Here is a 12,008-nt window from a genome sequence, read left to right on the forward strand (position 1 = left end):
GTGGACAATGCCGATTCGGGATTGGAAACCTGCTCTTAATCGATTTGCCATCCTCTTTGAGGATCGTCTCCATCTCTAGCTTCTAGACTTTACACATTTTTCTTGACAGTCTCAAATTTATCGCATCCACATTGCCAAACTTTACGGCGTTTCAGTGTTCCTCGTGCCAGTTATTGACATTAGTTGGCTGCCACTATTGCAATGGATAATCTTGCCACCGCTAGTTCTGTACATGGCTAAACGTTATATGTTGAGTACAGCACAGTCCGCGTAAATCAAGTGTAACTTTACTTGTTTTTAGCTCAATATTTTCCAAGTTTTGCCAGCATCTTGAGATTGAAAAACTTGATTCTTTTCGTTAGCAGCATAGAGAATTTGGGAATTGCTAGGAGCAATGGCTAGCTTGACGATCACTCCATCAGTTTCTAACCAAAGTTTCTCCCAGTTCTTACCTTCATCATTACTAAGATAGATACCAGAATTTAATTTATCAAAGCGATAGCCGTACATAATTGTGCGATCGCCTTGCTTGACTAAATTTAAAGCCAGAATTGGCGCAGTTTGAGTTTCGCCGATCGCAGTCCAGTCATCTCCACGATTTACGCTCTCATACATACCTGAACGGGTGGTCGCAAAGACGCGATCGGGTTTCTCTGAATCAACAACTAGATCGAAAGGGGCGTCAGTTAGTCCTGTCATCTTGGGTTGTGTCCAAGTTTTGCCGCTATCGGAACTGACAAACAAACCTTTTGCCCCTGAACTAGCCCACCCATAAAGAACTTTGGGATTACTTGGAGAAATACCTAAAGCATGAAAATCCACTCCTTCCATTGAGATAAACTGCCAATCTTCGCCTCCATTCTCACTGATACGGAAGCCAAGATTGCCCCCACTTGAAGGATGTCCACTAGAGTAAAAGCGTTGACCGTTAGTGCGATCGCCAGTGAATCCCATGTAGTCTGATCGGTCTTTACCAACCCAAAACCATTGTCCTGATTCAGCACGTTGCAACAGTCCATTATGGCTAGCAATATAGATAATGTTAGGATTCTCAGGATTAATGGTTAGCCCATGAATGTGGTTATCAGCTTGCCAATTTTGTACGGGAGTTAGGGTTACATTGCCAGGAGCTAACTTTTGCGTTTTTTGGAGATTGCTTGGCTGGCTAGTTAGCGGAGTAATAGTCGGCGGATTGCTAGATGTTTTCTGATTAGAGAGTCCTAGCAACCACCCTAAACCTCCTCCTATAAAAAAGATCAGCGTGATCGGGATAACGCAACAGGCAATCATCGTCATTTCCATTCCAAACAGATTAGAATCTTTCGATTTTACGCTTTCTTGCTTATTTGGCTTCTGATGATTCATTGAGTGCACCCTCTAAGTATTTATTGCAAGATTATTTCTTATACCAAGCTTTCTTCCATTCTTGCATTTGCTTGATTTCTGCTTGCTGAGAAGAAATAATATCTTGGGCAAGTTTCTTGATTTCTGGGCGAGTGGACTTAGTTGAAGCATTTTGTGCCATTGTTACAGCACCCTCGTGATGGGGAATCATCGCGTTAATAAACCGTAGATCGAAGTCAACATCCTTTGCCCCTAAATCTTGGCTCATCATCATGCCGCTCATCTGGTCTTGGCTCATCTCCATCATGCGTCCCATTTTGGCATCATAAGCCATAGGCTTATTCCCAGCCGAGGCATACCACTGTTTGCGCCAAGTCTGTAATTCGGCAATTTCTTTGGTTTGAGCTTTGATGATCTCATCGGCTAGCTTTTTAATCTCTGGGCGCTCAGATTTTTGTTGAGCTTCTTTTGCCATAGCGACTGCACCTTGGTGATGTGGAATCATGCCATCAATAAAGCGGAGGTCAAAGTTCGCATCGGCTGGTCCCAAATCCATCGCCATGTTACCCATGTGCATATTATTCATGTTATGCATTGTCGATGGAGTCGAAGGTGTAGAGCTAGGTGTCACTGCAACAGGACTAGTGGAACTAGATATTTCTGGGTTGGTTGTTGCAGTACAAGCAGCTAAAGCGCCCGTTGCAATGGAGGCGATCGCTATTAAGCCTAAACTGTGAGATAAGATATTCAATTTGGTAAGATTCATAAAATTTAATTTGTGTAGTTATTAGGAAGTTTAAATTTAAACTTCCTAATAGACAATATTCATAACTAGTTTAAAACAAGAAAATGAAATCAGGATGAAATCATTTTATCTATTGAAACTAAACCGCCCATTTACCTTTTCACCTTTAATATCGGATAAAAATGCAACTTTGTACTCACCCGTTGCTTTGCTTGGGAACACAACTGCATAATGCTTTCCATCAGCATCATATTTTAGATCTAGAGTCTTTTGAGTGCCATCAGGCAACTGAACTTGAGCCGTTACTTTGGCATCAGGAATTGCTTCATGATTATCGCCCTTTTGTAGAAAGAAATCGAGATGGATACTGTCTGCTTCTATCAGTGATAAAAACTCTAAATGGTAAATTCCTGATTCAATGACTTGTCCTCCCTGATTAGCCGTATTATTCTGAGTTGCAGATTTTGCCATGCTAGGAGAGGAGCTAGTTTTAGCTATAGGTGTCTCAATTGTCTTAGTCGCCGTACTTACAGGTGTAGAACTTTTAGTTTGGCTGCTACCACAAGCTCCTAATAATGCTAGACAAGCAAGGCTCAAACTAAACAGAAACGGTTGAAATAATTGCATAGATTTCCTTAAGTAATTAGAGTTGAAAATAAACAGCGCTTTGCGCTGCTTATCCTATTGATAGAGTTGCAGACTCAACTTGAGTATCTATAGCTACGGTCACTTGCATTAGGACAAATCAAAACCCAAGAAGCGAGTTGCGGCGCTTCGCGCCGCAACTCGTCTTCTGGTTTTGTGTCCTAACAAGAATGGCAACAGCTATACTTGTACCTTAGTAGGCATAATGTATTTTCCAAATTGAGAATACAAAGCTGGTAATACCAACAACGTCAGAGCTGTGGATGTAAATAGACCTCCTAAAACCACGATTGATAGGGGTTGCAAAAGTTCTTTGCCAGGACCACCTGCCACAACTAGGGGGGCTAATCCTAATGCTGAAGTAAACGCGGTCATCAGAATTGCGTTGAGCCGTTCCATTGATCCTTGGATCAAGAGATCTTTTAAGGGCATTCCAGCAGCATACTTGGTGTTGTAGTTGTCCACTAGCAGCAACCCATTGCGAGTAGCCACACCAAATAAGGTGACAAATCCCACTAGTGAGGCGATCGACAAAACGCCTCCCGTGAGCGCCACCGCAATAATGCCCCCCACCAGTGCTAAAGGTAGATTAATCATGATCATCGCAGTGGAGGCAACTGATTTGACTGAGAGATACATGATGATAGTGATGACGACAAAGGCGATCGCGCTAAACAGCAAAATGTTTTGAGATGCTCTTCCTTCAGCTTCAAATTGTCCAGCATATTGGATATAGTAACCCGCAGGAATCTGTACTTGTTCTTTGACCTTTGCCTGAATGTCACTCACCACCGATCGCAAATCTCGCCCCTGCGCGTTGGCAGCCACGACAATCAATCGAGAAACATTTTCGCGGTTAATTGTGTTTGGTCCCGTGCCAGACTGAACTTTGGCAACTTGCGCCAGTGGAATTTTATTGCCACTGGGTGTATCCACCATTAAGTTGCCGATGGTATCTAGACTTTGGCGGGCTTCTGGCTTCAGCCATACTACTAGATCGAAGGTTTGCTGTTGCTCTAAAACTTGCGAAACTACTCGTCCATTCAGAGCCGTCTCGATCGTTTCGGAAAGCTTCCCAATTGTTAAACCATATCGCGCCGCAGCAACCCGATCAAACTGAATCTGAATTTGCTCCACTGGTATCTGTGGTTCAAGTTGAAGATCGACCACACCTTCAACTGATTGCATGACATCATTCACCTGCTGTCCGAGAGTGCGGAGTTGGGTAAGGTCAGAACCAAAGATTTTGACCGCGATCGCGCTTCTAACACCTGACAGTACTTCATCCATACGGTGCGAAATGAATCCGCCCACGTTGGGTGCTGCTCCTGGGACTTTGGCAAACTCTTGGCGCAACAATTCCACGCTTGCTTTACGATCTTTCATGCCTGTCTCGCTCAATTCCACATCGAGGTGAGTTAAGTTCACGCCTGCGGCATCGGCATCACCCTCTGCGCGTCCAGAGCGGACTTGAATGCTTTGAAAGTTGGGATTATCTTTCAATTTATTTTCCAGCACAGAGGCGGCGCTATTGGTTGCTTCTAATGATGAACCAGGATAGAGCAGCAGCGTATTGACTAGCGATTGCTCTTGAAATTCTGGGAGAAAGATACGCCCGAACGACGGTAAAATGATCGCCGCCGCAATTAAACTTGCTGCCGCGACACCGATGATTATCTGCGATCGCCGCATCGCAAATTTGATTAACGGAAGATAAAGCTTTTTAAAAAATCGTGCTACCCAAGGTTCTCGTTCGGGCAGATGACCGTAGGGTAGCAAAAGCGCACAGAGAGCAGGTGTAACAGTTAGCGCCACAACGCTGGAGGCAATTACTGCCGCCAAGTAGCCCAATCCCATCGGGATAAAAATACTGCCTTCCACACCCGTGAGCGCAAAGATTGGCGAAAAGACGACAATCGTAATAACAGTGGCTCCAAATACAGAGTCGCGCACTTCCTGACATCCATCAAAAACTACTTCTAAAACAGGACGAGGATTAGGAGAATGTTTGTTTTCGCGCAGACATCGATACACATTCTCAGCATCGACGATCGCATCATCGACCGCCGAGCCGATTGCCACCGCCAACCCTCCCAAAGTCATTGTGTTCAACCCTTGCCCCATCCAATTAAGCGCCAGTACTCCAACCAATAAAGACAAAGGCAGAGCCACCAAACATACCGCTAAGTTGCGCCAATTCATCAAGAACGGGATCAAAATCAAAGCCACGATAATGCTGCCTTCAATTAACGCTGCCTTAACATTTTCGATGGATGCATCAATGTAAGTTTCTTGACGAAATGTGGGGGCAACTTGGATACTTTCGGGCAATCCTGCTTTCACTTCCGCCATTGCGGCTTCCACAGCACGAGTGACGGTAGGGGTATCAGCTTGAGGCTGTTTATTGACGATCGCCACGACCGCTTTCTGAGCGTTAACGCTGGCATCTCCACGTTTCACGCCCGCACCAATCTTTACCTCAGCTACATCTGTAATCCTCACAGGTATCCCATTCCGAGCTGTAATCACCGATTGCTTCAATGCTTCAATGTCTTCGATCCGTCCAATACCTCGGATCAATTTTTCGCGATCAGGTGTGATCAAATAACCACCAGGAGCATTCACATTTGCCGCCGCCACAGCATCCGATACATCTTGCAGTGATACATTAAAAGCCTGTAACTTTTCAGGTGCAACAAGAACTTGATATTGCCGCACATCCCCACCAAATACAATTACTTGCGTGACTCCCGGCACGGCAAGCAAACGATTAGTAACTTGCCAATCGACAATTCGCCGCACTTCCATCAAATCATTGGTTTTGGATGTGAAAGCATAAGTAATGATCGTGCCAATCGGCGAACTAATGGGAGCAATTTGGGGAGTCTCAATCCCTTGAGGTAACTTGCTTCGAGCAGACTGTAATCGTTCCGTTACAAGCTGTCTAGCTTGATAAATATCGGTTCCCCAGTTAAAAACTACTCGCACAACTGAAATACTGGCAGCACTAGACGACCGCACCGCGCTTACGCCTGGTGTGCCATTGATCGCGCTCTCAATCGGCAATGTCACCAGCGATTCCACTTCTTCGGGAGCTAATCCTGGTGCTTCGGTTTGAATTTCAACCTGCGGTGGCGCAAAAGTGGGAAATACATCCAACGGCATTTGAATGATCGTGCGAAAAATCCAAATGGTCAGGATCATTGCCCCCAAAATCACCAACCAACGGCGGGCGATCGCCCACTTAATAATAGAACTAAGCATGGTGATTCACTTAATGCGGTTGATTAGGGTGATTGTCTGACTTTGATGGATGCTGCATTGTTGGATGGTGAGCATCGTAGTCAGTAAGGCTCAAGTCATTGAGAGATTTAGGGGCTAGGTAACCATTGGACATAAGCGCAAACTTCTTGCGCTTACGCCGATCTGCCCATACCATTCCCGCCCCAAATGTCCCTGCCATAATTGCTCCCCCCGCAGGAATTACAACCCACCAAGGAATTAAAGACTGGGGATTAGAGACTGATGCAGAGTTAGTGTCTCCATGATCGGCTGTTTTGCTACCGCCACGCAGAGATTGAGCATATAACTGATTAGCGCGTTGAGTAACAATGCGATCGCCTTCAAACAATCCGCTTTTTACTTCCACTAACTCCCCTGAAGTACGACCCAAAGTTACATCAATAGGCTGATAAGATTTACCATTTTGGACGAATACAATCTGCTTACCATTTGCCTCCACTACAGCCGTAGCAGGAATTGCCAAGGTTGATACAGATGCATTATCCGTAAGAATTTCGATATTGGTAAACATACCAGCCTTCAACTGACCCTTAACATTGCCAATCTCCGCTTTCACAGCCACAATTCGAGTTTGTCCTTCTACAGCCGAACCAATCACCGTAACTTTACCTTGAAATGCTGTATTTGAAGGCTGTCCCGCGATTTTTACTTGCACAGGTTGACCAATACGGATTTTGCTAATATCTTTCTCATAAATATTCGCACTAGCCAGAACTCTTTCATCATTTACAATCGTCATCAGCGGTTTACCCGCTTCTTCAACTGATTCACCGACAGTAGCTTCGCGATCGCTTACAACCCCGTCAATTGGTGCAGCGATCGTAATTGTTCCATTAGAATTCGCACTAGCTTCTAGTTGATTTAATCGGGCGGAGTAAGCTGCCGTACTTAGTTCTACTCTGGTCGCAGATACTTGCACATCAGACTCGGCTCTTTCCAGTTGTGCTTGGGCTTCTAGCAAAGGTAAACTGCTTTCTGCTTTGGCTAGAGAGGCTCTTGCAGCAGCAAATTTTGCTTCTGACTCTTGTAACTGTCGTCTGGAGATCGCGCCTTTCTCTAATAATTCTTTGTCTCGCTCATAACGCTCTCTATCTAAATTCAACTCAGTCTGAGCCTGACGAATATCTGCTTCGACAACCAGCCTTTGACGTTCTAGATTTTGTTTGGCTAAACGTAAATTTGTTTCAGCATTTAGAATATTTCCACTTGCCTCTGCTTGTTTCTCTAATGCATTAACTCGTAAATCTGCTATTTCAGGGCTAGACAGAATAGCCACAGGTTGTCCTGCCTTAACTAAGGCTCCTGGTTCGACTAGCAACCTAACAATTGTTCCTTTAATCGGTGTAGTTACTTTCACTTGTTGATTTGGTAAAGTCTCAATCTGCCCTGTAGTTTGAATACCAAATCTTAGTGGCTGCTGCTTTACAGGTTCGACTTTAATTCCCAGTGATTTAGCAACTTCATCATCTACTGTAATCCCTGTATTTTGAGTTGCAGCGTTTCCTTTAAATTCATCTCCATGACCAGCATGAGCCAGTGCGATCGCAGGATTAGAAAGCAAAATCAAGCTAAGAATCACTTTTATAATTGGAGCGCGAAGTACTAGAGATCTTTTCATTGGCGATAAATTATCCAAAAGCTTAATATGATTTTTATACTCAATACTCATCAGAAGTGCTGTCATTATAAGCATCTCACAACAAAATGAAATGAGGATGAAATCTTTAAATCCCCATACCTAATTAATTCAAAGCCTGTATGTTCTCGTCACATTTCTTTAAGCCTAGGGCTTCCAATTGGGTTCGGCTTGGTTTACCTGTAAGGACTAGCTTTCCGTTAATAGCAATTGAGGGGACAGCTTTCACAGCATACTGCTGAAATCGGTTTGGCTATTTCCGAATGTTATAGACTTCTACTGTACAATTGTTGCCCGCTAATTCTTTAACTAGCTTTACAGTATCATCACAAAGTGAACAATTTCCAGTAAAAACTTCAATTTTTTGGGTTGTCATAAGAATTACCAAACAGTTCAACAAAAATTTACTTTCCAAATCTACAAGTCTCTAGTCGGATGGAGAGCAAGAATATTTACAAAACTTTATCAAATCAGCTAAAACGTCATTTTGTCGTTGACGATGTAGCGATCTCTGAGTCATCGTTATTTAAAGGGGTAGTAACTGCATCAATCAAACTGCAAAGTTTAGCTATATCAGGTCGATCCAAAGACCGTTCAGACCATCGCTCACGGTACTTTTCTAACTCTTCTTTAAATTCATAAAGCTGTTGAATTTGACTGTCTACTTGATCAATGTGGAATATCTGCATCTAAATTTGCGAATTTTGCAGGAATAGGAATTAGATGAATAGAGTCTTTTCGACCTCAATCAATGACATTTCATGCATATGAAAGCTGCTGATTACGAGGCTAAAGGAAGCCTGATCGTAAATGTACTACCTTGTCCAAGCTCACTCTGGACTTGAATATTACCATTATGAACTTTAGCGATCGCCATGGAGATTGCTAGCCCTAAACCCGATCCACCTTTTTTGCGAGAGCGATCGCTATTTACTCGATAGAAGCGATCAAAAATACAAGGTAAATCGATAGAATCTATACCAATTCCTGTATCTTGGATTTGGATGATCGCATAATGATCTAGACGATTGAGAGATACTTCAACTTTTCCTTGTTCAGGAGTGTAATAGATTGCATTGATTAGAATATTGAGCATAAGTCGATAGAGTTGATCTTCGTTGCCTGTAACGTAAAGTGGAGAATCACTAATAACCTTAAAGTTTAGTTCGATTTCTGCTTGGATAGCCAAAGCTGCAACTTCTTCGACCAAATCACTGGCTATCTCATTCAAACAACAAGACTTCTTTTGTAGAGAGAGCAGTTGTAAATCAATCCGTGAAAGCAGAAGTAAATCTTGAACTAATTGTGAAAGGCGAATCGTTTGCCGATTGATGGTTTGCAAAACATCTCTTGATTCCAATTCTGAAAGTGAATCACTGTTAAGAACCGATTCCACGGTAGCTCGAATCGCCGCAAGAGGAGTCCGCAGTTCATGTGCTGCATCAGCCGTAAATTGCTGGATTTGACTATAAGAGGCATATACAGGTCGCATTGCCATACCTGCTAAACACCAACTGGCGATACTAACAATCAAAAAGGCGATTGGTAAACTCACGATCAATATCAGTTTTGATTGTTCAAGATGATGGTCATAGTCAGCTAGCGATCGCCCTACTTGGAGATATCCCCATGATTTCCCACTATTGTCTTTGAGTAAAAGGGAGATTTGATGATAGCGATTTCCCTCTCGATCCTCAATTGTTTGCCAAGCTTCTTGTCCAATCTGAGGGACTATTCCCAATGGTGGTTTTCCGACTGTGGCAATTAGGGTTCCAGAACGAGTCAGAAATAATGCATAGAAGCTATCTTGTTGGATTGCGCCTAAAATATGCCTTGTCGAAGATTCACGATCGCATTGCTCGCCGATGACGCAAAGGTTAGGAAGAATTTGTTGTACGCTCGGATCGATGCGATCGCTTTGTTGCAGTAAAGGTTCTAAACTATCATGCAATGTCCCCGCTACGGACTCTAACTCGCGATCGACTGCTTGCCAATGGGCATGAGCCATCACCTGATAAATCCCGACTCCTGATAGAGTCAAAATGATTCCCATCACTCCTGCATACCAACCTGCAAGATGTAACCGCGCTCCAAAAAAGATTTTATTGTGATTCATGAATTCAAGCGATATCCCCAACCATAGATTGTCTCAATCCCGATATCACAATTATATTCGGCTAATTTTTTTCTTAACAGACGAATCTGTGCTGCTACGACATTACTAGCAGGTTCGGATTGAAATTCCCATAGTCGATTCATAATCTGGTCACGGGTAAGAATCTGATTAGGATGCTGCATAAAGTATTCCAATAATTGAAATTCTTTAGTTGTCAGCATGAGACCTTCAGCAATCTCACTTTGATTAGCGATCGCAATTGTTGACTTTCCATAATCAAGAATCAAATTTCCCACCTGTAAGATTTTTAGCTGAACTTGAGTGGGTCTCCGTAGCAATGCTCTCAGCCGCGCCATTAGTTCTACCATCCCAAACGGCTTAACGAGGTAATCATCCGCCCCTGAATCCAAACCCATCACCCGATCTTCAAGCTGATCTTTCGCTGTCAACATTAACACTGGCAATGAATTACCCTGCGCTCTCAAGCGCTTACATATTTCCAGCCCTGATAAACTTGGCAACATCCAATCTACAATTGCCAACACATAATCTACTTTAGGACTTGAAAGATATCTCCACGCTTCCGCACCGTCCTGTACCCAATCAACAACATATTTTTCTTGCTTCAAACTCCGTTGTAGAGCCTTACCAAGATCCTCTTCATCTTCAACTAGCAAAATTCTCATATGATTTTTAATCTTTAGAATGAGTAGATCTTCGTTCTAACCATTCTAAAGCCCTAAATTTATACTGATGTTAAATAAGTCATACTGATATTAAAGCTAATGCAAACACGCTCTTCATCGCTGAGATTTGGTTCCACACCATGATTTAACAAACTTGGAAAAATTATCATCTTACCTTCTGTTGCTTTATAGAACCCATTTGGTAACTTAGGAAGCTTTGGCAAGGCGCTTAAGCATAAGCCTAATAAAGCAAAGATGAATTCTCGCATTAGCATTGTCTAAAGTTCTGTCAAAGTTTTTGACCAGACTTTTACAACGATCCATCCAAGCATTGGAACGTTCGACAATCCAACGCATAGGAATGACGACAAAACCAGATATGCCCAAAGCCTTCTTCTCCTGACTAGACATTTTCGGTGCAACCTTAAATCGAATCTTGGTCATGATCTGTGGATAAATCTCTTCTAGAGCAGGGATTAGTTTGTCAGGATGATAGCCATGATCAACCATGACAGTTATCTTAGGAATATTCACGGGTTTAGATTTAAAGTAATCAATGTTTTGAGCAAACATTTCAATCAAAGCCTTGTCATCGGACAGACTTGCCTTAGTGCAAAGCGTAAAGAATGGCAACCCGAGAGAATCCACACCGAGGTTTTTCTTGATCCCATTTGTGGCTTTGTAGGAACAGAAACCTTTAGAATCTATGCTTGCATTACAGGTGTTTTTAGTGGCTTGTGAATCGACGATGATTAAGGTTGTCCACTTAGGCTTTTTTTCGGCTTGTCCTCTCACCTGTTCGTGCAATGCGGTCATAATTTTCCTTAGTACCCCTGACTCTCGCCATTGCTTGTAGTGCCAATATACTGTGGAGTATGGGGGTAAATCCTTGGGTAAGTCTGCCCAATTACATCCTTGCTTCAGTTGGTAAAGTATGCCATCTAATATTTGACGTTTTGTCCATTTTGGTGGACAAGTTTTCTTTTTTCTCGGCAACAGAGGTTCGATAATCTCCCACTCTTTATCGCTTAGGCTGCTGCTATATCCCATGTTTGACCCCTTTTCTTACTCTTCCTAAGATACCAAATGGGTTCTATAAGGAATGAAAAGTAAATAACTTATGCATTTCAGTTATTTTGAGGAATGGCTCTATAATTCCATTTAGGAAGATATTCATCAAAAATGATCGGTATATTTTCCTTGAAACCATCAGCGACTTCTCTACCTTTGGCATAGACCTTATCCATAAGATTGACAACTACACTCAAGCCAGTTTTGGTAGAAGTTTTTTCAATGAGGGATTTTACTAACTCAATACTGGTAAAAATAGCTCCCTGACAAGCTCTGGTCACATGAGGAAATAAACGATGCTCAATGGGGTTGAATTTCGATGTATAGCTGCCGCCAAGTGAAATAGGAAGTAGAGTAAAGGGAGAATATAGGAGTCAAAGGCAAAATGTCAAATTCGTACAGTTATGATTTACGACAAAAAGTAATCCAGTCAATTGAATTGGATGGACTAAAGAAAATCGA

Annotated in this window: 12 protein-coding genes and 1 pseudogene; 1 reads left to right on the forward strand and 12 read right to left on the reverse strand. The window is 42.7% G+C overall.

Annotated features, from left to right (window positions below):
- Nucleotides 1-297: 297 nt before the first annotated feature.
- The gene (locus H6F42_RS21015) at nucleotides 298-1,365 is read right to left on the reverse strand and encodes a F510_1955 family glycosylhydrolase (RefSeq protein ID WP_199289232.1); all 1,068 of its coding nucleotides are present in this window, start codon (nucleotides 1,363-1,365) and stop codon (nucleotides 298-300) included.
- A 31-nt stretch (nucleotides 1,366-1,396) separates the two neighbouring features.
- The gene (locus H6F42_RS21020; RefSeq protein WP_347272342.1) at nucleotides 1,397-1,975 is read right to left on the reverse strand and encodes a DUF305 domain-containing protein; all 579 of its coding nucleotides are present in this window, start codon (nucleotides 1,973-1,975) and stop codon (nucleotides 1,397-1,399) included.
- On the opposite strand from H6F42_RS21020, the gene H6F42_RS22030 reads away from it, so the two are divergent.
- Nucleotides 1,929-2,081 carry a hypothetical protein gene (locus H6F42_RS22030; protein WP_242018556.1) on the forward strand — a complete coding sequence of 51 codons (153 nt, stop codon included), beginning with the start codon at nucleotides 1,929-1,931 and terminating at the stop codon, nucleotides 2,079-2,081. The two genes, H6F42_RS21020 and H6F42_RS22030, sit on opposite strands and share 47 nt — an antisense overlap.
- 134 nt (nucleotides 2,082-2,215) lie before the next feature.
- On the opposite strand, the gene H6F42_RS21025 is transcribed toward H6F42_RS22030, so the two are convergent.
- From H6F42_RS21025 to H6F42_RS21070, 10 genes and pseudogenes are all read right to left on the reverse strand, one after another.
- Nucleotides 2,216-2,716, reverse strand: coding sequence for a hypothetical protein (locus H6F42_RS21025; RefSeq protein WP_190401337.1), 501 nt, complete (start codon nucleotides 2,714-2,716; stop codon nucleotides 2,216-2,218).
- A 198-nt stretch (nucleotides 2,717-2,914) separates the two neighbouring features.
- A complete protein-coding gene (locus H6F42_RS21030) occupies nucleotides 2,915-5,998 on the reverse strand; it encodes an efflux RND transporter permease subunit (protein ID WP_190401338.1) in 3,084 nt (1,027 codons plus the stop codon).
- A gap of 10 nt (nucleotides 5,999-6,008) precedes the next feature.
- On the reverse strand, nucleotides 6,009-7,721 hold the full coding sequence (locus H6F42_RS21035) for an efflux RND transporter periplasmic adaptor subunit (RefSeq protein ID WP_242018557.1): 1,713 nt from the start codon (nucleotides 7,719-7,721) through the stop codon (nucleotides 6,009-6,011).
- A gap of 58 nt (nucleotides 7,722-7,779) precedes the next feature.
- A pseudogene (locus H6F42_RS22415) lies at nucleotides 7,780-7,908 on the reverse strand (hypothetical protein); the annotation flags it as partial.
- A gap of 247 nt (nucleotides 7,909-8,155) precedes the next feature.
- The gene (locus H6F42_RS21045; RefSeq protein ID WP_190401339.1) at nucleotides 8,156-8,362 is read right to left on the reverse strand and encodes a hypothetical protein; all 207 of its coding nucleotides are present in this window, start codon (nucleotides 8,360-8,362) and stop codon (nucleotides 8,156-8,158) included.
- A gap of 92 nt (nucleotides 8,363-8,454) precedes the next feature.
- Complete coding sequence (gene rppB / locus H6F42_RS21050; RefSeq protein ID WP_190401340.1) at nucleotides 8,455-9,789, reverse strand: two-component system sensor histidine kinase RppB; 1,335 nt, start codon at nucleotides 9,787-9,789, stop codon at nucleotides 8,455-8,457.
- Nucleotides 9,786-10,475: a two-component system response regulator RppA gene (gene rppA / locus H6F42_RS21055; protein ID WP_190401341.1), complete on the reverse strand. Its 690-nt coding sequence runs from the start codon at nucleotides 10,473-10,475 to the stop codon at nucleotides 9,786-9,788. The genes rppB and rppA overlap by 4 nt, the downstream gene beginning before the upstream one ends.
- Nucleotides 10,476-10,534: 59 nt before the next feature.
- The gene (locus tag H6F42_RS22210; protein WP_347272341.1) at nucleotides 10,535-10,750 is read right to left on the reverse strand and encodes a putative 2OG-Fe(II) oxygenase; all 216 of its coding nucleotides are present in this window, start codon (nucleotides 10,748-10,750) and stop codon (nucleotides 10,535-10,537) included.
- The gene (locus H6F42_RS21065; RefSeq protein ID WP_190401342.1) at nucleotides 10,683-11,525 is read right to left on the reverse strand and encodes an IS5 family transposase; all 843 of its coding nucleotides are present in this window, start codon (nucleotides 11,523-11,525) and stop codon (nucleotides 10,683-10,685) included. The genes H6F42_RS22210 and H6F42_RS21065 overlap by 68 nt, the downstream gene beginning before the upstream one ends.
- A gap of 77 nt (nucleotides 11,526-11,602) precedes the next feature.
- Entirely contained in the window at nucleotides 11,603-11,890 is a 288-nt protein-coding gene (locus H6F42_RS21070) for a hypothetical protein (protein ID WP_347272343.1), read from the reverse strand.
- Nucleotides 11,891-12,008 lie beyond the last annotated feature (118 nt).

It is taken from the genome of Pseudanabaena sp. FACHB-1998 (assembly GCF_014696355.1).
In the GTDB taxonomy this organism is placed as follows: domain Bacteria; phylum Cyanobacteriota; class Cyanobacteriia; order Pseudanabaenales; family Pseudanabaenaceae; genus Pseudanabaena.